This window comes from Pseudomonas fluorescens (genome assembly GCF_000968015.1).
GTDB lineage: Bacteria > Pseudomonadota > Gammaproteobacteria > Pseudomonadales > Pseudomonadaceae > Aquipseudomonas > Aquipseudomonas fluorescens_W.
On the sequence record NZ_LACH01000020.1, the window covers coordinates 14,532 to 35,550 of the forward strand.

Annotated in this window: 19 protein-coding genes and 2 tRNA genes; 3 read left to right on the forward strand and 18 right to left on the reverse strand. The window is 57.2% G+C overall.

The window, feature by feature from the left end; all coding sequences use genetic code 11:
* Positions 1 to 10: 10 nt before the first annotated feature.
* The 9 genes from rimP to rlmE form a co-directional block, all read right to left on the reverse strand.
* A complete protein-coding gene (gene rimP, locus VD17_RS12245) occupies positions 11 to 469 on the reverse strand; it encodes a ribosome maturation factor RimP (RefSeq protein WP_010463487.1) in 459 nt (152 codons plus the stop codon).
* Positions 470 to 607: 138 nt separating this feature from the next.
* Positions 608 to 684 (reverse strand) — tRNA-Met (locus VD17_RS12250).
* Between the two features lie 96 nt (positions 685 to 780).
* Positions 781 to 866 (reverse strand) — tRNA-Leu (locus tag VD17_RS12255).
* Positions 867 to 888: 22 nt separating this feature from the next.
* Positions 889 to 1,272: a preprotein translocase subunit SecG gene (gene secG, locus VD17_RS12260; protein WP_017336473.1), complete on the reverse strand. Its 384-nt coding sequence runs from the start codon at positions 1,270 to 1,272 to the stop codon at positions 889 to 891.
* Positions 1,273 to 1,276: 4 nt separating this feature from the next.
* A complete protein-coding gene (gene tpiA, locus VD17_RS12265; RefSeq protein WP_046054042.1) occupies positions 1,277 to 2,032 on the reverse strand; it encodes a triose-phosphate isomerase in 756 nt (251 codons plus the stop codon).
* Positions 2,033 to 2,098: 66 nt separating this feature from the next.
* Positions 2,099 to 3,436 (reverse strand): phosphoglucosamine mutase, encoded by a 1,338-nt coding sequence (gene glmM / locus VD17_RS12270; protein ID WP_046054043.1) that lies wholly within the window; start codon positions 3,434 to 3,436, stop codon positions 2,099 to 2,101.
* A gap of 16 nt (positions 3,437 to 3,452) precedes the next feature.
* Entirely contained in the window at positions 3,453 to 4,304 is an 852-nt protein-coding gene (gene folP, locus VD17_RS12275) for a dihydropteroate synthase (RefSeq protein WP_046054044.1), read from the reverse strand.
* 8 nt (positions 4,305 to 4,312) lie between these two features.
* A complete protein-coding gene (gene ftsH / locus VD17_RS12280) occupies positions 4,313 to 6,226 on the reverse strand; it encodes an ATP-dependent zinc metalloprotease FtsH (RefSeq protein ID WP_033058123.1) in 1,914 nt (637 codons plus the stop codon).
* Between the two features lie 202 nt (positions 6,227 to 6,428).
* Positions 6,429 to 7,058 carry a 23S rRNA (uridine(2552)-2'-O)-methyltransferase RlmE gene (gene rlmE / locus VD17_RS12285; protein ID WP_046054045.1) on the reverse strand — a complete coding sequence of 210 codons (630 nt, stop codon included), beginning with the start codon at positions 7,056 to 7,058 and terminating at the stop codon, positions 6,429 to 6,431.
* A gap of 101 nt (positions 7,059 to 7,159) precedes the next feature.
* On the opposite strand from rlmE, the gene VD17_RS12290 reads away from it, so the two are divergent.
* Positions 7,160 to 7,468, forward strand: coding sequence for a YhbY family RNA-binding protein (locus VD17_RS12290; protein WP_008057408.1), 309 nt, complete (start codon positions 7,160 to 7,162; stop codon positions 7,466 to 7,468).
* A 9-nt stretch (positions 7,469 to 7,477) separates the two neighbouring features.
* Here VD17_RS12290 and VD17_RS12295 read toward each other — a convergent pair whose 3' ends face one another.
* From VD17_RS12295 to grpE, 8 genes are all read right to left on the reverse strand, one after another.
* A complete protein-coding gene (locus VD17_RS12295; RefSeq protein ID WP_046054046.1) occupies positions 7,478 to 7,882 on the reverse strand; it encodes a hypothetical protein in 405 nt (134 codons plus the stop codon).
* Positions 7,883 to 7,910: 28 nt separating this feature from the next.
* Positions 7,911 to 8,387 carry a transcription elongation factor GreA gene (gene greA / locus VD17_RS12300; RefSeq protein ID WP_033058235.1) on the reverse strand — a complete coding sequence of 159 codons (477 nt, stop codon included), beginning with the start codon at positions 8,385 to 8,387 and terminating at the stop codon, positions 7,911 to 7,913.
* Between the two features lie 2 nt (positions 8,388 to 8,389).
* On the reverse strand, positions 8,390 to 11,611 hold the full coding sequence (gene carB, locus VD17_RS12305; protein ID WP_046054047.1) for a carbamoyl-phosphate synthase large subunit: 3,222 nt from the start codon (positions 11,609 to 11,611) through the stop codon (positions 8,390 to 8,392).
* Between the two features lie 119 nt (positions 11,612 to 11,730).
* The gene (carA, locus tag VD17_RS12310) at positions 11,731 to 12,867 is read right to left on the reverse strand and encodes a glutamine-hydrolyzing carbamoyl-phosphate synthase small subunit (protein ID WP_046054048.1); all 1,137 of its coding nucleotides are present in this window, start codon (positions 12,865 to 12,867) and stop codon (positions 11,731 to 11,733) included.
* A 259-nt stretch (positions 12,868 to 13,126) separates the two neighbouring features.
* On the reverse strand, positions 13,127 to 13,933 hold the full coding sequence (dapB, locus tag VD17_RS12315; RefSeq protein ID WP_046054049.1) for a 4-hydroxy-tetrahydrodipicolinate reductase: 807 nt from the start codon (positions 13,931 to 13,933) through the stop codon (positions 13,127 to 13,129).
* A gap of 9 nt (positions 13,934 to 13,942) precedes the next feature.
* The gene (dnaJ, locus tag VD17_RS12320; RefSeq protein ID WP_008149037.1) at positions 13,943 to 15,067 is read right to left on the reverse strand and encodes a molecular chaperone DnaJ; all 1,125 of its coding nucleotides are present in this window, start codon (positions 15,065 to 15,067) and stop codon (positions 13,943 to 13,945) included.
* Positions 15,068 to 15,363: 296 nt separating this feature from the next.
* A complete protein-coding gene (gene dnaK, locus VD17_RS12325; RefSeq protein WP_008149038.1) occupies positions 15,364 to 17,280 on the reverse strand; it encodes a molecular chaperone DnaK in 1,917 nt (638 codons plus the stop codon).
* 102 nt (positions 17,281 to 17,382) lie between these two features.
* On the reverse strand, positions 17,383 to 17,949 hold the full coding sequence (gene grpE / locus VD17_RS12330) for a nucleotide exchange factor GrpE (RefSeq protein WP_033058135.1): 567 nt from the start codon (positions 17,947 to 17,949) through the stop codon (positions 17,383 to 17,385).
* Between the two features lie 241 nt (positions 17,950 to 18,190).
* On the opposite strand from grpE, the gene recN reads away from it, so the two are divergent.
* A complete protein-coding gene (gene recN / locus VD17_RS12335) occupies positions 18,191 to 19,864 on the forward strand; it encodes a DNA repair protein RecN (RefSeq protein WP_046054050.1) in 1,674 nt (557 codons plus the stop codon).
* Positions 19,865 to 19,939: 75 nt separating this feature from the next.
* Here recN and fur read toward each other — a convergent pair whose 3' ends face one another.
* The gene (fur, locus tag VD17_RS12340; RefSeq protein WP_003197684.1) at positions 19,940 to 20,344 is read right to left on the reverse strand and encodes a ferric iron uptake transcriptional regulator; all 405 of its coding nucleotides are present in this window, start codon (positions 20,342 to 20,344) and stop codon (positions 19,940 to 19,942) included.
* Between the two features lie 97 nt (positions 20,345 to 20,441).
* Here fur and VD17_RS12345 point away from each other — a divergent pair, with 97 nt between their 5' ends.
* Positions 20,442 to 20,969: an outer membrane protein assembly factor BamE gene (locus VD17_RS12345; RefSeq protein ID WP_033058138.1), complete on the forward strand. Its 528-nt coding sequence runs from the start codon at positions 20,442 to 20,444 to the stop codon at positions 20,967 to 20,969.
* Positions 20,970 to 21,019: the final 50 nt, after the last annotated feature.

The following is a 21,019-nucleotide window of genomic DNA, read 5'->3' on the forward strand; positions in this document are numbered from 1 at the left end:
GATCCGCGTCTCAGTCAAAACTGGGAATAATGTTGGCCTTGTCGATCATATCGATCGGCAACAGGAACTCATGGTCTTCTACCTGCACCACGACGTCCTGCTCTTCTACACCGCGCAGAAGGCCCTGAAAGTTGCGTCGGCCTTCAAAAGGCGAGCGCAGCTTGATCTTCACTTGTTCACCGGCAAATTTTGCAAACTGCTCAATAGTGAACAGCGGGCGTTCCATGCCAGGCGAGGAAACTTCAAGGGTGTATTCAACGGCGATTGGATCTTCAACATCCAGGACACCGCTGATCTGACGGCTGACGATGGCACAATCGTCCACCAGCACGCCGCCCTCTTTATCGATATAAACGCGCAACATTGAGTGGCGACCTTGAGCCGAAAACTCAATACCCCAGCATTCATAGCCTAGGGCCACGACCACCGGGGCCAGCAAGGCCTGCAACTCTTCTAGCTTGCTCGACACCTGAACCCCCTCGTGCATGTATGTGCATGCTGTGCAAAATAAAAAAATGGGCGAAACGCCCATCCTTGAAACGCCGTCGAACAGCGGCGTTGAAAGTGTCCAGCTAACAAAAAGCCCCTTAAAAGGGGCTCCTTAAACTGGTTGCGGGGGCCGGATTTGAACCGACGACCTTCGGGTTATGAGCCCGACGAGCTACCAGACTGCTCCACCCCGCGACAAAGCTGGGGCGGAAGTATACGACCGATCCCTGACAGGGTCAATGTAACCTTCCACCTACAAGAAAGCCCGCAACAGCGGGCTCTCCTGATAATTGGTACCGAGAAGGGGACTCGAACCCCTACACCCTATGGGCACAACCACCTCAAGGTTGCGTGTCTACCAATTCCACCACCTCGGCAATACTACGTTTGAAACCCTTCTTACTTTTGCTCTTGAGCTGGAGGTACGTCAGTCGCTGGAGTAGCCGACTTTTGCTCTTGAAGCACCGGGACATCATCAGAAGCCGGTTGTTGCTTTGGAACTTCCAACACTGCCGGGTTTGGCAAACCTACTTGAGTCAGCTGGTGAGCCTTCTCTTTAGCAAAGTAACCTAACCCTAAGCTGGTTATGAAGAAACCGGCGGCAAGTATAGCAGTAAACTTACTAAGAAAGGTAGAGGAACCTTGGCTTCCGAACACAGTATTTGAAGCACCTGCTCCGAAAGACGCGCCAGCATCCGCACCTTTACCCTGCTGCAGCAATACCAGAGCAACTACGCCCAATGCACCCAGCAGATGAAAAACGACTACGACTGTTTCCAGCATTTTTTCAGTTTCCCGCGGCGCGACAAATCGCACCGAACTCATCTGCATTCAGGGAAGCCCCACCAATGAGCCCCCCATCGATATCCGGCATGCCGAACAGTTCGACCGCATTGGCCGCCTTCACGCTGCCGCCGTATAGAAGCCGCACACCTTGTGCGACCTCAGAATTCTCTGCCGCCAACTGAGCGCGAATGGCTGCATGCACATCCTGCGCCTGTTGCGGCGAAGCAGTCAGCCCGGTACCAATGGCCCAGACCGGCTCGTAAGCGATTACTGCCTTTGCAAAGACACCAACACCCAGCTCTTCTATGATACTGCCTAGCTGACGCCCGACAACCTCAAGAGTTTTTCCAGCCTCGCGCTCTTCAAGGGTCTCCCCTACGCACAACACCGGAATCAAGCCACATGCCTGTGCCGCTGCGAACTTGCGAATCAGCATTCCGTCCTGCTCGCCCATTATCTGGCGGCGCTCGGAGTGCCCGACAAGCACCAGGGAACAACCTGCATCCACCAACTGACTCGGCGCAACTTCACCGGTCAATGCACCTTGCATGGATTCCACCGCAGAGTTCTGCGCGCCGACCGAAATCGACTCATCCTTCAAGCCATCAATCACTTGATTGATATGCAAACAAGGCGGGAATACCGCTACATCAACATCGCTCGGCAAGGCCAGATGACGAAGGCCATTGATCAGCTCAGCGACGCTGGCGCGGGTACCGTGCATCTTCCAGTTACCAGCTACCATAGGGCGACGCATGCTGTACCTCGTCGGTCAAAGTGGGCGCAGATGTTACCCAACACAATCATGGCTGGCAAGCCGAAATCAGGCAGAAACTTCAGTAACCAGTTTTGCCAGCTCTTCGGCGTAGCCGCGAACCTGTGTTTCGTCCTCGCCTTCGACCATAACCCGCACCAACGGCTCTGTCCCGGACTTGCGCAACAGCACGCGCCCACGACCCGCCATAGCCTTGGTAACGCGCTCGCTTGCCTCCTTGACGGATGGATGTTCAAGAGGGCTCGCACCGCCGCCGAATCGTACATTGATCAGCACCTGAGGGCACTTGCGCAGCGCCTGACGCGATTGCGCCAGCCCCTCGGAGCGGGTCTTCAGCGCCATCAATACCTGCAATGCGGCAATGATCGCGTCACCGGTGGTGGTGTGGTTGAAGCAGACAATGTGGCCCGAATTCTCACCACCCACCAGCCAATCGCGCTCCAGCAACTCAGAGATTACGTACCGGTCGCCAACATTGGCCCGCACAAAAGGAATTGCGAGATCCGCCAGGGCCAATTCCAACCCCAAGTTACTCATCAGCGTACCGACCACACCGCCCTGCAACTTGCCGTGCTCATGCAGGTCGCGAGCAATGATGAACAGCAGTTCATCACCGTCGACAACAGTACCGGTATGATCAACCATCTGAACGCGGTCACCATCACCATCAAAGGCGATACCCAAATCAGCATGCTCGGCCAATACAGCAGCTTGCAGCGGCCCCATATGGGTCGAACCGCAATTTTCATTGATGTTCAGGCCGTTAGGATGAGCAGAAAGCACAACGACATCGGCCCCCAGCTCACGGAATACACTAGGCGCCACCTTGTAGGTCGCACCGTGAGCGCAGTCGATCACGATCTTCAGGCCCGCAAAGCTGGTGCCGGTCGGGACGCTGCTTTTGCAGAATTCGATATAGCGGCCTGAAGCATCGTTGATGCGCGATACCTTGCCGATCTTGCTCGATTCAACCACGGTCATCGGGGTGTCGAGCAACTCTTCGATCATATGCTCGACTTCATCAGGAAGCTTGGTGCCCTTCCCGGAGAAAAACTTGATGCCATTGTCATCGTGAGGGTTGTGCGAAGCACTGATCACGATGCCCGCTTCGGCCTGGAAGGTACGAGTCAGGTAGGCGATGGCCGGTGTCGGCATCGGACCCAGGAGCATGACATCGGCACCTGCCGACGTAAGCCCGGCCTCGAGCGCAGATTCGAACATATAGCCTGAGATCCGCGTGTCCTTGCCCACCAATACCTTGCAGGCGCCCATTTTGCGGAACGCCATGCCAGCAGCCCAGCCGAGCTTGAGCATGAAGTCAGGAGTAATCGGATATTCGCCGACCCGACCACGAATGCCGTCGGTGCCAAAGTATTTTTTAGTCATAAGTGCTCCATCATTCTTATTCGGCTGATTCCACTGCAGCGATCATTCGCAACACATCGACGGTTTCGGCCACATCATGGACGCGCAATATACGCGCCCCCTTGACCGAAGCCAGCGCTGCAAGCGCCAGACCACCATACAGACGCTCGCCAACCGGACGATTCAATGCCTGACCTATCATGCTCTTTCGCGAGACCCCGACCAACAGGGGCCGCCCCAAGGCATGCAAGGCCTCCATATGCTTGAACAAGCTTAGATTGTGCTGCAAGGTTTTTGCGAAGCCAAAGCCCGGATCAAGGATGATCCGGTCCGCCGTAATTCCTACCGACGCACACTGAGCCATGCGCTCGGCGAGAAACTCGCCCACCTCTTTCGTGACGTTCTGATACTGCGGATTATCCTGCATGTCGCCCGGTTCACCGAGCATATGCATCAGACAGACTGGCAGGCCAGTGGCCGCAGCCGCATCCAGAGCGCCATCGCGCCGCAGAGAACGCACGTCATTGATCAACCCCGCACCAAGTCGCGCGGCTTCGCGCATGACAGCCGGGGTGGAAGTGTCGACCGAGATAATTACATCCAGCTCGCGGTGTATCCGTTCGACGACCGGAGCTACGCGCTCAAGCTCTTCCAGCGGTGAAACCACCCTGGCACCCGGCCGGGTCGATTCGCCACCGACATCAATCAACGTCGCACCGGCCGCCACCATAGCCTCAGCGTGGCGCAGGGCCGCGTCGAGCTGGCTAAATTGGCCGCCATCAGAAAACGAATCGGGAGTGACGTTGAGAATACCCATGACGTGCGTCAGGGCCAAATCAAGAACCCGATTGCCGCAAAGCAACCGGGTCGAGGACTGAACAGAAGTCATTTCAAACCTTAAACGTCAGCAGCCGGACCGCCGATCGGTGTTTCCGGACGCGGATCCTGTGCCACCGGAGGAGTTCCGGAGGTACCGGTGCCGCCGCCTGACCAGTCGCGAGGTTCACGAGGCGTACGACCCGCCATGATGTCGTCGATCTGATCAGCGTCGATCGTTTCGTACTTCATCAAGGCATCAGCCATGGCGTCGAGCTTGTCACGGTTATCAGTGAGGATCTGCTTCGCCGTGCCGTAGCACTGATCAATGATGCTGCGCACCTCGGAGTCGATCAACTTGGCTGTCTCACCGGAGAAGCTTGCACCCTGACCGCCACCGCCGCGACCGAGGAACACTTCGCCCTCTTCTTCTGCGTACATCAACGGGCCGAGTTTTTCCGACAAGCCCCACTTGGTCACCATGTTCCGTGCAATCTGGCTGGCACGCATGATGTCGTTTGACGCACCGGTGGTGACGCCGTCGAAGCCCAAGGTCATTTCTTCAGCAATACGGCCGCCGTACAACGAGCAGATCTGACTGATCAACGCACGCTTGGACAGGCTGTAGCGATCTTCTTCCGGCAGAAACATGGTCACACCCAGCGCACGACCGCGCGGGATGATCGACACCTTATAGACCGGGTCATGCTCAGGCACGACGCGCCCAACAATAGCGTGACCTGCCTCGTGGTAAGCGGTGTTCTGCTTCTCTTTCTCGGACATGACCATGGATTTGCGCTCGGCGCCCATCATGATCTTGTCTTTAGCCAGTTCGAACTCTTTCATTTCGACGATGCGCTTGCCGGCACGGGCCGCGAACAACGACGCTTCGTTCACCAGGTTAGCCAGGTCGGCACCAGAGAAACCAGGGGTACCACGAGCGATCACGGCCGGAGCGACGTCGTCACCCATTGGCACTTTTCGCATGTGAACCTTGAGAATCTGCTCGCGACCACGGATATCCGGCAGACCGACGACAACCTGACGGTCGAAACGGCCTGGACGAAGCAACGCAGGGTCCAGTACGTCCGGACGGTTGGTTGCAGCGATGACGATAATGCCGTCGTTCATTTCGAAGCCGTCCATCTCTACCAGCAACTGGTTGAGAGTCTGCTCGCGCTCATCGTGACCGCCACCCATCCCGGCACCACGATGACGACCGACGGCGTCGATTTCATCGATGAAGATGATGCATGGCGCGTGTTTCTTGGCCTGCTCGAACATGTCACGAACACGGCTGGCACCGACACCGACAAACATTTCGACAAAATCGGAACCAGAAATAGTGAAGAACGGTACTTTTGCTTCGCCTGCAATCGCTTTGGCGAGCAACGTTTTACCGGTACCTGGAGGCCCCACCATCAGCACGCCGCGAGGAATGCGACCACCCAGACGTTGAAACTTGCCCGGATCACGCAGGAACTCGACCAGCTCACCAACTTCTTCCTTGGCTTCGTCACAACCGGCAACGTCACCCAAGGTGGTTTTCACCTGATCTTCGGAGAGCAGGCGCGCCTTGCTCTTGCCGAAGCTCATCGGCCCGCCCTTGCCACCTGCACCGCCCTGCATCTGCCGCATGAAAAACATGAACACGGCGATGATCACCAGGATCGGGAAGCTTGCGACCAGGAGCTGAGTCCAGATGCTTTGCTGTTCAGGCTGCTTGCCTTCAACTACGACATGGTTGTCCACGAGGTCGCCGATCAAACCGTTGTCCTGAATTGCCGGACGAATGGTCTTGAAGCTGTCGCCATCGTTGCGTTTGCCGGTAATCACGTAGCCGTCAACCGCTACGCGCTCGACCTTTCCATCCTTGACCTGCTGGATGAAGTCGGAATAGTTGAGGGTCTGCGGCTCGTTAGGGCTGGAGAAGTTGTTCATCACTGTCACCAGGACAGCCGCGATGATCAACCACAGGATCAGATTCTTTGCCATATCGTTCAATTAACTACCCTCTGAAGCAAGCTCCGCTAATGGCGCGCGCTTCGCATGATATTCACCGGCCTAACTTACTACATTACCTACGGCTCTGGCAGGCGCCGTCTGTAACCCTTTGTGAAACACTTTCTACACAATATTCGTTTATGCACGCGGGGCGAAATACGAAAAACCTATCACCCCACAAAAAAACCTCGTTTTACTCACTACGGCCGCGGTAACCCCAAGCCAGCATGTATTGCTCGCGGGAACTGCCACGGGAAGAGTCCGGCTTGATCATCTGGACCTTGTCGAATTTCTGACGAGCGTCCTTCACGTAAGCATCAAACCCCTCACCCTGAAAAACCTTGATCACGAAATTACCACCCGGCTTGAGTATCCGAGCCGCCAGATCAAGAGCCAGCTCGCAAAGAAACATGGCTTTTGGCATGTCTACGGCAGGCGTACCACTCATATTGGGGGCCATATCGGAAATCACAAGGTCCACCTGCGAATTACCCACGGCTTCAAGGATCTGAGCGAGCACTTCGTCCTGGGTGAAGTCACCCTGGATGAAAGTCACGTCCGGAATGCTGTCCATTTCGAGGATGTCCGAGGCTATCAGTCGCCCCTGACCTCCGATCAGCCGGCTAGTGACCTGCGACCAGCCGCCGGGCGCCGCCCCCAGGTCGACAACGCTCATACCCGGACGGATCAGCTTGTATTTCTCTTGGACCTCCAGAAGCTTGTAACTCGCACGCGAGCGGTAGCCATCCTTCTGCGCCTGCTTCACATACGGATCATTGACATGTCTTTTCAGCCAACCAAGGCTTGTCTTGGAACGCGCCATTGGGCACCTCGATGATAAGGGTCGTGATTAATTGGGCGGATCCACGAACCCTCGGGTAAAATGGCCGCCATTTTACAGAATCCAGACTAAAGGGTCAGATTATGCCGCTCACTCAAGAGCAGAAGAAACAGTACAAATCCATTGGCCACCATCTGAAACCAGTTTTGATTGTGGCTGACAACGGTTTGACTGAAGGTGTGTTAGCCGAACTTGAACGCGCTTTGGCGGATCACGAGCTGATCAAAATCAAGCTCAACATCCTCGATCGCGAGTCGCGCCTGGCGAACATTGCAGAACTGTGCAAGGTCGGCAAAGCGGACCTGGTTCAGGTCATCGGCAAGATGGCACTGATTTACCGCAAGAACTTCAGCGTCAACAAGCAGTTGTCGAACGTCCATCGCTTCAAGTGATGACAAGGGTCAAGGGTGTGCTTCGCGCACCCTGCCACTCCATCCAGGCACCGGCTGCAACACCAGCACCAGCCCGCAAAAGCCCAGAACAAGATAGCTGAACACCTGCCAACGCACTGCATTCGGCCAACCGAAGCGCACCGCGAAAAACATCGCACACGCATACAGCGCCATCATCAGCAGTTGCCCACGAATATCGCGCCATAGACTGACGAGGCCTTCGGCCTGAAACAGCACCAAAGCCTGAAAAATCACGCACGCTGTGGCGAAACCCACCATCAGCGCATCGAGCATGCCTGCAATTTCGTCGATCAGCAGCGGTGCCAGGCCAATCTTGCCCAGCACCGGCAGCAGACCAATGTGCAACAGCCACAGGCCACCCACCCACAACATCTGAGTCAGCTGCCAAAGCATGGCGCCCGCACGTAGCGGGCGCCGGCGCTTAGATGTGGCGAACTTCGACAATCTCGTACTCGATAACGCCGCCAGGCGTTTTCACGGCAACCACATCACCCTCTTCCTTGGCAATCAAGGCGCGGGCCAATGGCGAGCCGACCGAAATCTTGCCGAGCTTGAAGTCAGCCTCATCCTCACCAACGATGTGGTAAGTGACGCTTTCATCCGTCTCGACGTTGGCGATTTCAACGGTGGTGCCGAAGATCACTTTGCCGGTGTGAGGAATGGTCGTGACATCAATGATCACCGCGTTCTGCATGCGGCCTTCGATGTCGCGGATCCGTGCCTCGACCATACCTTGCTGCTCGCGAGCAGCGTGGTATTCGGCGTTTTCTTTCAAGTCACCCAGCTCGCGGGCCGTACCGATGTCCTGGCTGAGCTTCGGACGGACGACCTTGGTCAGGTGAGCGTGTTCTTCTTCCAGGGCTTTCGCGCCCTGAACAGTCATTGGGTACTTGGTTATGCTCATGCCTTCAATCCTGCGTGTAGATCCTGCAAGCGGCGCACGGTCTTCTCGGGACCGAACTTCAGCGCTTCGCAGATAGCTTCGCCAGCAGCAATGGTAGTGGTGCAGTAAATCTTGTGCTGCAAGGCATTACGACGAATGGAGTACGAATCAGCGATCGATTGACGACCTTCGGTGGTGTTGATGATCAGGGTGACTTCGTCATTCTTGATCATGTCGACCACGTGCGGACGACCCTCGGTCACCTTGTTCACACGACGCACTTTCAGGCCTGCGGCTTCGATCAGCTTGGCAGTACCGGCAGTGGCGACAACTTCGAAGCCCAAGTTGATCAGATCACGGGCCACGCCTGCAACCAGTGGCTTGTCGTCATCACGGACGCTGATGAACGCGGTACCGCCGGTCGGCAGCACTTCGCTGGCGCCCATCTGGGCTTTGGCAAACGCTTCACCGAAGGTGTCGCCCACGCCCATCACTTCACCAGTGGACTTCATCTCTGGGCCCAGGATCGGGTCCACACCAGGGAATTTGGCGAATGGGAACACCGCCTCTTTCACACTGTAGAAGTTCGGAATGATTTCTTTGGTGAAACCGATTTCCTTCAGGGTTTTACCGGCCATCACGCGAGCCGCGATCATCGCCAGGGAAACACCGATGCACTTGGACACGAACGGTACGGTACGGGAAGCGCGCGGGTTGACTTCGATGACGTAGATGTCTTCGCCTTGCAGCGCCAACTGAACGTTCATCAGGCCGACAACACCCAGCTCCAGGGCCATTTTCTTGACCTGTTCGCGCATCTCGTCCTGGATGTGAGCAGGCAGCGAGTACGGCGGCAGGGAGCACGCGGAGTCACCGGAGTGAACGCCGGCCTGCTCGATGTGTTGCATGATCGCGCCGATCACCACGTCGGTGCCGTCGCAAACCGCATCCACGTCCATTTCGATAGCGCAGTTGAGGAAGTGGTCGAGCAGCACCGGGCTGTCGTTGGACACTTTCACCGCATCACGCAGGTAGCGCTTGAGCTCTTCTTCTTCGTAAACGATTTCCATCGCGCGGCCGCCCAGTACGTAGGACGGACGAACGACCAGCGGGTAACCGATCTTGCTGGCCGCACGAATAGCTTCGTCTTCGCTGCGCACGGTGGCGTTTGGCGGCTGACGCAGGTTCAGGCGCTCAACCATTTGCTGGAAACGCTCGCGGTCTTCGGCACGGTCGATAGCGTCAGGGCTGGTGCCGATGATTGGCACGCCGGCTTCTTCCAGGGCACGAGCCAGTTTCAGCGGGGTTTGGCCGCCGTACTGGACGATCACGCCTTTCGGCTTCTCGACGCGGACGATTTCCAGCACGTCTTCCAGGGTCACTGGTTCGAAGTACAGGCGATCGGAGGTGTCGTAGTCGGTGGAAACGGTTTCCGGGTTGCAGTTGACCATGATGGTCTCGTAACCGTCTTCACGCAGGGCCAATGCCGCGTGTACGCAGCAGTAGTCGAACTCGATGCCCTGGCCGATACGGTTAGGACCGCCGCCGAGGATCATGATTTTGTCGCGGCCCGACGGCGCAGCTTCGCACTCTTCCTCGTAAGTTGAGTACATGTAGGCGGTGTCGGTGGCGAACTCGGCCGCGCAGGTGTCAACGCGCTTGTAGACCGGGAAGATCTCCAGCTTGTGACGGTGGCGACGCAGAGCCTTCTCGGTCACGCCCAGCAACTTGGCCAGACGCATATCGGAGAAGCCTTTGCGCTTGAGGCGGAACATCAAGTCGCGGTCGATGCTGGCCAGACCCAGGGTCTTGATCTTCTCTTCTTCCTTGATCAGATCTTCGATCTGTACCAGGAACCACGGGTCAATCATGTTCATGCCGAAGATGTCTTCGACCGACAGGCCGGCGCGGAAGGCGTCAGCCACGTACCAGATACGCTCGGCACCCGGCACGGTCAGTTCGCGCTTGAGGATGCTCATGCTTTCCGGATTGCTCAGGTCGAGCTTCTCGTCCAGGCCGCAAACGCCCACTTCCAGACCGCGCAGGGCTTTCTGCAGGGATTCCTGGAAAGTCCGGCCGATGGCCATGACTTCACCCACCGACTTCATTTGAGTGGTCAGGCGCGCGTCGGCTTTCGGGAATTTCTCGAAGGCGAAGCGTGGCAGCTTGGTCACGACGTAGTCGATGGACGGCTCGAAGGATGCAGGCGTAGCGCCGCCGGTGATTTCGTTCTGCAGCTCATCCAGGGTGTAGCCGATCGCCAGCTTGGCAGCGATACGCGCAATCGGGAAACCAGTGGCTTTCGAGGCCAGTGCCGAAGAGCGGGATACACGCGGGTTCATCTCGATCACGACCATACGGCCAGTGTCCGGGCAGATGCCAAACTGAACGTTGGAGCCGCCGGTTTCCACGCCGATCTCACGCAGTACCGCCAACGAGGCGTTACGCATGATCTGGTATTCCTTGTCCGTCAGGGTTTGTGCAGGAGCAACGGTGATCGAGTCACCGGTGTGCACGCCCATCGGGTCAAAGTTTTCGATGGAGCAGACGATGATGCAGTTGTCCTTCTTATCGCGGACAACCTCCATCTCATACTCTTTCCAGCCGATCAGGGATTCGTCGATCAGCAGCTCTTTGGTCGGCGACAGGTCGAGGCCGCGGGCGCAGATTTCTTCGAACTCTTCACGGTTGTAAGCGATACCGCCACCGGTGCCGCCCATGGTGAAGGACGGACGGATGATGCACGGGAAGCCGAGCTTCTCGAGGACCACATTGGCCTCTTCCATGCTGTGGGCGATACCCGAGCGCGGGCAGTCCAGGCCGATGGATTTCATCGCCTTGTCGAAGCGCGAACGGTCTTCGGCCTTGTCGATGGTGTCAGCGTTGGCGCCGATCATCTCTACGCCGAACTTCTCCAGAACGCCTTCGCGCTCCAGATCCAGTGCGCAGTTCAGAGCGGTCTGGCCACCCATGGTCGGCAGCAGCGCGTCCGGACGCTCTTTCTCGATGATCTTGGCAACGGTCTGCCACTTGATCGGCTCGATGTAAGTGGCGTCGGCCATGTCCGGGTCGGTCATGATGGTCGCTGGGTTGGAGTTCACCAGGATGACGCGGTAACCCTCCTCGCGCAGGGCTTTACAGGCCTGGGCGCCGGAGTAGTCGAATTCGCAGGCCTGGCCGATCACGATCGGGCCAGCGCCGAGAATCAGGATGCTTTTAATGTCTGTACGTTTTGGCATGGGTTTGTCACTCAAATCCGCAGGTCAGTCGGCAAGCCGTCTTGTTCAATCTTTGAAGACTTGAGGGGGCCACCGGGTGTCGGGACCGCCCTCAAGCTTTGCTACATCAAGGCGAGCGATTAACGTCGCTTGGCCATTTCGTTGATGAAGCGATCAAACAGTGGTGCTACGTCGTTCGGGCCAGGGCTGGCTTCAGGGTGACCCTGGAAGCTGAAGGCGCTCTTGTCGGTACGCTCGATACCTTGCAGGGTGCCGTCGAACAGCGATTTGTGGATCGCCCGGACGTTGGCTGGCAGGGTCGCGTCGTCTACCGCAAAACCGTGGTTCTGGCTGGTGATCATCACCACACCGGTATCCAGATCCTGGACCGGGTGGTTGGCACCGTGGTGACCATGACCCATTTTCAGGGTCTTGGCACCGGAGGCCAGGGCCAGCAGTTGGTGACCAAGGCAGATACCGAAGACCGGAATGTCGGTTTCCAGCACATCTTTGATCGCCTGGATCGCGTAGTCGCAAGGCTCCGGGTCACCAGGGCCGTTGGACAGGAACACGCCGTCCGGCTTCAATGCCAGCGCTTCAGCAGCTGGCGTCTGTGCCGGCACCACGGTCACGCGGCAACCGCGCTCGACGAGCATGCGCAGGATGTTCAGCTTGACGCCGTAGTCGTAGGCAACCACGTGGTACGGCAGCTCAGAGGCTTCGATGGTTGCGTGGCTGTCGGTTTTCAAATCCCAGACAGTCGAGCGCCACTCGTATTTCTCTTTGGTGCTGACGACTTTCGCCAGGTCCATGCCTTTGAGGCCAGGGAAACCCTGGGCGGCGGCGATGGCGGCTTCTTCGGAAATGTTGTCACCGGCCATGATGCAGCCGTTCTGCGCGCCTTTTTCACGCAGGATGCGCGTCAGGCGGCGAGTGTCGATACCGGCGATTGCCACAACGTTGTTGGCTTTCAGGTAGTCGGACAGAGACATCGTGTTACGCCAGTTGCTCGCAACCAGCGGCAGGTCACGGATAACCAGGCCCGCGGACCAGACGCGGTCGGACTCGGCGTCTTCCGGCGTGGTGCCGGTGTTGCCGATGTGCGGGTAAGTCAGGGTAACAATCTGTTGGGCGTAGGAAGGATCGGTAAGGATTTCCTGATAGCCGGTCATTGCGGTGTTGAACACCACCTCACCAACGGTTTGACCGTCGGCTCCAATGGCTTCGCCGCGAAAAATGCTGCCATCAGCAAGGGCGAGTATGGCTGGCTTAGTCAAGAAGACCTCCCGTAAATAAAGCCTGAAAGGGCGATCGCAGGTTGTAAAAAAGCGGAGTGACGTATGGACACGTCACCCCGCTTCTTCACCGAATAATTCTGCGCGCTTTTAGTGGACACACTAAAGCTGTAGCTTACAGAAAAAGGCATTTTTGGTCTACCGCCAATGAGCCTTAAAGGCCGGAGAATGCGACAGGACGTCGCTTGGCGGAGTAAAACCGGGCTCAAACACACTGCTTGAACCCGATTTAGGGCGCATCTTAACGCAGATCGAGTACATCTTGCATGTCGTAAAGACCCGACTCACGTCCGTCCAACCACAACGCAGCACGTACCGCGCCCTTGGCGAAGGTCATGCGACTGGAAGCTTTATGCGTGATCTCCAGTCGCTCGCCCTCACAGGCGAACAGCACCGTATGATCGCCGACCACATCACCACCGCGAACAGTGGCAAAGCCGATCGTTTCACGCTCGCGAGCACCGGTATGGCCTTCACGACCATAAACCGCAACCTTCTGCAGATCACGATCCAGGGCGCTTGCGATGACTTCGCCCATGCGCAGAGCCGTACCTGAAGGCGCATCGATCTTGTGCCGATGATGAGCCTCGATGATCTCGATATCCGCGTCATCACCCAGCACACGAGCAGCCATGTCGAGCAGCTTCAGCGACAGGTTTACACCGACACTGAAATTGGCCGCGAACACGATCGGAATATCCTTGCCGGCCTCGGCCAGCAACTGCTTCTGCGCGGCGTCCAGCCCTGTCGTGCCGATCACCATGGCCTTGCCCGCCTTACGACAGAACGCCAGGTTTTTCAGCATGACTTCCGGGAGCGTGAAGTCGATCAGCACGTCGAACTCATCAGCTACCGCGTCCAGATTGCCGGACAATGGAACGCCGATACGCCCCAGCGAGGCCAACTCACCAGCATCCACGCCAATCAGCGTACTGCCGGGGCGTACGATGGCTGCCGTCAGCCCGGTCAGCGGCGCGCGCTGCTGCACCGCCTCGACCAGAATCTTACCCATGCGCCCGGCAGCGCCCATCACAGCTATACGTCGCATGCCGACTCCTTACAAATCGCCGAAGAAGCGCTTCACGCCTTCGAACCAACCAGTGGTTTTAGGCGAATGGCTGTTGTCATCGGCCAGCGAACTACGGAACTCTTCCAGCAGTTCGCGCTGACGACGCCCCAGATTGACAGGGGTTTCGACCGCCACTCGGCACATCAAGTCACCAGCACCGCCGCCGCGCACTGGCGCAACGCCCTTGCCGCGAACACGGAACTGCTTGCCGGTCTGAGTCCCTTCAGGGATTTTCAGTTTGACGCGACCATCAAGGGTCGGAATCTCCAGCTCGCCACCCAGCGCAGCATCGACAAAACTGATTGGCACTTCGCAGAACAGGTGCTTGCCGTCGCGCTGGAAGATCGCGTGCTCACGCACGTTGATCACCACGTACAGGTCGCCAGTCGGGCCACCCTGAGCACCCGCCTCGCCTTCGCCGGACAGACGAATGCGATCACCGGTATCGACACCGGCCGGCACTTTCACCGAGAGGGTTTTGTACTCTTCGACACGACCTTGACCGTCGCACGAGTCGCACGGATCGGAAATGATCTTGCCCTGGCCATGGCAGCGCGGGCATGTCTGCTGCACCGAGAAAAAGCCCTGCTGCATACGGACTTGACCGATACCGCCACAAGTCGGGCAAGTGATCGGCGAGGAGCCTTTCTTGGCCCCCGAACCGTCGCACGGCTTGCAGTTGACCAATGTAGGAACACGGATATTGACGGTCGTACCGCGCACCGCTTCTTCCAGATTCAGTTCCAGGGTGTAGCGCAGGTCGCTGCCGCGCTGAGCGCCGCCACGAGAACCGCCGCGACCGCCGCCGAAGAAGTCACTGAAGACATCACCAAAGATGTCGGAGAAGTTCTGACCGCCAAACCCGGCACCGCCGCCACCCATGCTTGGGTCAACACCGGCATGACCGTACTGGTCGTAGGCCGCGCGCTTGCTGGAATCGGACAGTACCTCGTAGGCCTCGTTGGCCTCCTTGAACATATCTTCCGACGCTTTGTCATCGGGATTACGGTCCGGGTGGTGCTTCATCGCCAGGCGACGGTAGGCCTTTTTCAGGTCTGCTTCGCTTGAGCCACGCTCAACACCCAATACTTCGTAATAGTCACGCTTTGCCATAAGTCTTTGCACTCTTAAGGACGTTCGGCAAACCTCTCCTGAGCCTTGCCAAACTCGTTGAGCCCCAATACAGGCCCGGACCCAACTCACGTCAATTCAACGATCCTGGTCTTTGATTCATGCGGTACTTTCGGCTCGAAAAGCAGGAGCATTCCCGGCCATACCGCCAACACACGAGCCTTGTCGCATGCTGTAAAAATTCGCTAACTCCAGACACGCCAACGCGGGAGCAAGCCCCCGCGCGGCGACATCCTACCAGTCACTGCCTAAAGGCAGTCAACCGGCCGACCAACAACTTACTTGTGGTCTTTGACTTCTTCGAACTCAGCGTCGACGACGTCGTCAGCCTTCTCAGCCGATTCGCCTTGCGGTGCAGCACCTTCAGCAGGTTGAGCCTGCTCGGCGTACATCTTCTGCGCTACTGGAGCGGAGACTTTCGACAGCTCTTCAACCTTGGCTTCGATCGCGGCCTTGTCGTCGCCTTTGACAGCGGCTTCCAGGGCAACAACAGCAGCTTCGATTGCAGTCTTCTCTTCAGCCGTCACTTTATCGCCAGCGTCTGCGACCATTTTGCGAGTCGAGTGAACCAGCGCATCGCCCTGGTTGCGAGCAGTTGCCAGCTCTTCGAACTGGCGATCTGCGTCGACGTTGGCTTCAGCATCGCGAATCATCTGCTGAATTTCTTCCTCGGACAGACCGGAGTTGGCCTTGATCACGATCGACTGAGTCTTGCCGGTAGCCTTGTCTTTGGCGCCTACATGCAGAATGCCGTTGGCGTCGATGTCGAAGGTCACTTCAATTTGTGGCACGCCACGTGGGGCTGGTGGAATCTCGGCCAGGTCGAACTTGCCCAAAGACTTGTTCTGAGCGGCTTGCTTACGCTCACCTTGCAGCACGTGAATGGTCACAGCGCCCTGGTTGTCGTCGGCAGTCGAGAACACTTGCGATTTCTTGGTAGGAATCGTGGTGTTTTTCTCGATCAGCGCGGTCATCACGCCACCCATGGTTTCGATACCCAGGGTCAGCGGGCTAACGTCCAGCAGCAGAACGTCTTTCACGTCACCGGCCAATACTGCGCCCTGGATAGCAGCACCCATGGCAACGGCTTCGTCCGGGTTCACGTCTTTACGTGCTTCTTTACCGAAGAACTCGGTCACCAACTTTTGAACCAGAGGCATACGGGTCTGACCGCCGACCAGGATCACGTCATTGATAGCGCCAATGTCGATACCGGAGTCTTTCAGAGCGATGCGGCAAGGTTCGATGGTGCGTTGAACCAGGTCTTCTACCAGCGCTTCGAGCTTGGCGCGGGAGATTTTCACGTTCAAGTGCTTAGGACCGGTGGCGTCTGCAGTGATGTACGGCAGGTTCACGTCGGTCGAATTGCTCGAAGACAGTTCGATCTTGGCTTTTTCAGCGGCTTCTTTCAGGCGCTGCATGGCCAGCGGGTCACCTTTAAGGTTCATGCCGCTTTCTTTCTTGAATTCGTCAACGAGGTAGTCGATCAGACGAATGTCAAAGTCTTCACCGCCCAGGAACGTGTCACCGTTGGTGGCCAGTACTTCGAACTGGTGCTCGCCATCGACTTCAGCGATTTCGATCACGGAAACGTCGAAAGTACCGCCGCCCAAGTCGTAAACGATCACGGTGTGATCGCCCTTCGCCTTGTCCATACCGTAAGCCAGAGCGGCTGCGGTTGGTTCGTTGATGATACGTTTTACGTCCAGACCCGCGATGCGGCCGGCGTCTTTGGTGGCTTGACGCTGGCTGTCGTTGAAGTAGGCCGGAACAGTGATCACCGCTTCGGTCACTGGCTCGCCGAGGTAGTCTTCGGCGGTCTTCTTCATTTTCTTCAGAATTTCAGCCGAGATTTGTGGCGGCGACATTTTCTGGCCGTTCACTTCAACCCACGCATCGCCGTTATCAGCCTTGGCGATTTTGTACGGAACCATCTTGATGTCTTTCTGTACGACTTCTTCGTCGAACTTACGACCGATCAGACGCTTCACCGCATACAGGGTGTTGTGCGGATTGGTCACAGCCTGACGCTTGGCCGATTGGCCTACGAGGATTTCACCATCGTTGGCGTAAGCGATGATCGACGGCGTGGTACGCGTGCCTTCAGCGTTTTCAATAACTTTGGCTACGCCGTTTTCAAGCACGGAGACGCAGGAGTTGGTAGTCCCCAGGTCGATACCGATAATTTTGCCCATGTTCACTCTCCCGAAACTTTGGATTTGGTTGCCGCAGCAGTGGTGGCTAACTGCGGTAGCACTTAAACGCTTGACTTCTAAATGGGGGCCTTGCGGCTAATTTCAAGCCTGCTCGTCAATCGAAGGCGAAACCGGTGCCGGAGCCTTGCTGACCACGACCATGGCCGGGCGCAGCAGGCGACCGTTGAGCTGATAGCCCTTCTGGAACACCTTGAGCACGCTGTTCGGCTCGACGTCGGCGCTTTCCTGCATGGCCATTGCCTGATGCTGAACGGCGTTGAACGGTTCGCCATGCGGATCGATCGCTTCCAGCTGATAACGTTTCAGGGTGTCCTGGAACATTTTCAGGGTCAGCTCGATGCCTTCGCGCATTGGACGAATGCTTTCGTCGTCCGGGCTGGACAACTCCAGACCACGCTCCAGGCTGTCGATGATCGGCAACAAGTCACCGGCGAATTTCTCCAGTGCGAACTTGTGAGCCTTTTCTACATCCTGCTCGGCGCGACGGCGGACGTTCTGCAGATCAGCTGCTACACGCAAAGCCTGATCATGAGCGCCAGCCAATTGCTCTTCGAGCACTTGAACACGAGCCGCCAGTTCATCACCCGAATCCTGGGCAGCCTGATCGGCGTCTAGATTTTGCGTATCCACTGTCTGTTCGTCAGCCATAGATTTCTCCTTTCAATATCGTCCGCGAGCTCAACTCGCGCTTCTGCCCAGCTATATGGGGCCGCAAAATTCAGCTTCAAGGGGCGCTTATTTATTAACCCTACAAAAAACAGCTGCATTGTCATTCCCGGGCGCACTAAGGATTTCGTCGGATCAAGCAAATCGAGCTAAGGGAGGGCATTGTCAGCCAGAAACAAAACACTGTATAAATAACCAGACCTAAAGCCTGGGAGCGGCCTTTATGCTGGTGCACCTGTCCGTACATAACTACGCCATCGTCGAACATCTCGATCTCGAACTCGATCGCGGGATGAGCGTGATCACCGGGGAAACCGGCGCCGGCAAGTCGATCATGCTCGACGCCCTCGGCCTGACCCTGGGCGATCGCGCAGACAGCGGCGTAGTCCGTCCCGGCGCCGACAAGGCCGATATCCTGGCAACCTTCGACCTGGTCGATATTCCAGAAGCCAGCGCCTGGCTGGCCGAGCGTGACCTGGAGAGCGATGGCCCGTGCATCCTGCGCCGGGTGATCACCGCCGAAGGGCGCTCGCGTGGTTATATCAACGGCACACCCTGCCCCCTCGGCGACCTCAAAGCCCTGGGTGAACTACTGATCGATATCCACAGCCAGCACGAACATCAATCCCTGCTCAAGACCGACACGCACCGCCGTCTGCTCGACGAGTACGCTGGTGCAACGGACCTTGCCCGCCAGGTACACCTGGCTGCCCAACGCTGGCGCCAGACCCGCCAGGAGCTGGAACGCCTTTCCAATTCCGGCGATGAGCAGCGCGCTCGCCATCAATTGCTCAGCTATCAACTCGAAGAGCTGGAAAACCTCGGCCTCGGCGAAAACGAGCTGGAGCAACTGGAACAGGAACACAAGAACCTGACCAACGCCGAAACCCTGCTGGGCATTTGCCGGCAAGTGGTCGAACAATGCAGCGAAAGTGATTCCGGGAATGTGCTGAACGCCCTCACCGCCAGCCTCAATCGCCTTTCGAGCGTCAACAATTCGATTGGGGCCCTGGGTGAAGCCAGCAGCCTGCTGACCAGTGCACAGATCCAGGTCGAAGAAGCCGTGGGAGAACTGAACCGCTTCCTTGATAACTTCGATGCCGATCCAGCGCGTCTTCAGTACCTGGAGGAACGCCTTGATGCGATCTATACCATGGCACGCAAACACCGCATCCAGCCGACCGAAGTGGCCGAGATGCAGCAGCGCTTGCTGGATGAAATCGAAACCCTGAATGCCAACGACGAATCCATCGAGCGACTGAGCGATGAACTGGCTTCCTATGCCCGTCACTATCAGGAAAAGGCTCGCGAGCTCAGCGATTTGCGCCATCAGGCGTCGAACAGCCTGGCCTGCGCCGTGGAGCATGAAATCCAGCGACTGGGTATGCCGGGCGGGCGCTTCACCATCGAGCTGCGCCCCAACAGTAGTGATGAACTGCTACCTAATGGCCTTGAGCAGGTAGAGCTGCTGGTGAGTGCTAACCCGGGCCAACCTTTGAAAGCGCTGGCAAAAGTGGCATCCGGCGGCGAGTTGTCACGGATCAGCCTGGCGATTCAAGTGATCACCGCGCAGACCTCCCGCGTACCGACCCTGGTGTTCGACGAAGTGGACGTGGGCATCGGCGGCCCGACCGCCGAAATCGTGGGCCAATTGCTGCGTCGACTTGGGGAGCGCGGGCAGGTATTGACGGTAACTCACTTGCCGCAAGTTGCAGCGCAGGGCCATCAACATCTATTCGTACACAAAGTGCGCGGCGAAGATGCCACTCACACAGCCGTCTCCAAGCTGAGCAAGAACGATCGTGTCGAAGAAGTGGCGCGGATGCTGGGCGGCATCGACCTTACAAAGGAATCCCTGGCTCATGCCAGGAAAATGGTCGTCACCGCGAAAATTTAAGACTGGCAGAAAGCACGAAGGCGACCCTGGGGTCGCCTTCGCTCGTTTCGCGAACCTTAAGTTCGCGCGACATGCTTACTTTTTCTTGCGTACGTACAGCACAAGATTGTGATCAACCATCTCGAAGCCATACTTGTCGACGATTGCCTTCTGCAGTCGCTCGATTTCTTCGTCGAAGAATTCGATCACTTCACTGGTCTCGACGTTGACCATATGGTCGTGATGCTTGCCGTCGTCCAGCTCGAAGACCGCATGGCCCCCGTCGAAGTTGTGCCGCACCACAAGGCCAGCTGCCTCGAACTGGGTCAGGACACGGTAAACCGTGGCCAGACCGACGTCCTCACCAGCCTCCATCAGCGCCTTGTAGACATCCTCGGCACTCATGTGGCGTTGCTCGGCGGAATCGAGCATTTGCAGAATTTTGACCCGTGGAAGGGTCACTTTGAGGCCGGCTTTGCGTAGTTCGCTATTTTCAACCATGGTCAGCTTTCTCGCGATGCTGCTTCGCAGCTTCTCTTAATGCGGGTATGATCGGCGTTTACGTTGTCCCAGCCAAGATAGTGGAAGTCGCCCACCGATGCAAAACACCAAGCTCTTGCTAACCAGTTTCACCTTTGTGGGACTGCTCGCACTCGCCGGTTGTTCATTCCCCGGGGTTTACAAAATCGACATCCAGCAGGGCAATGTCGTCACGCAGGACATGATAGACCAGTTACGCCCGGGAATGACCCGCAAGCAAGTACGGTTTATCATGGGCAACCCTCTGTTGACCGACACGTTCCATGCCGATCGCTGGGATTATCTGTACAGCCTGCAACCGGGTGGCGGTGAACGCCAACAGGAACGCATTAGCGTTATCTTCAACCCAAATGATCAGCTTGTCAGCCTCTCTGGTGATTTCATGCCAGGCGTGAGCCGCGACGAAGCCATTCTCGGCAAGGACAGCGGCACTACAGTTGCTGCGCCAACAGAAAACGCCGAGAAGCCAAAACCAGAAAAACCGGTCAAGCCAGGTTCTTTGCTGGACCAGATCCAGAAGGATGTCGACGGTGTAGAAACCGTTCCAGTCCCGACTCCAGAACCTCTGGAAACCTCGCCGCAATAATTTGCGACGCAATAAAAAACCCGGCATGTCCGGGTTTAATGAGATGGTCA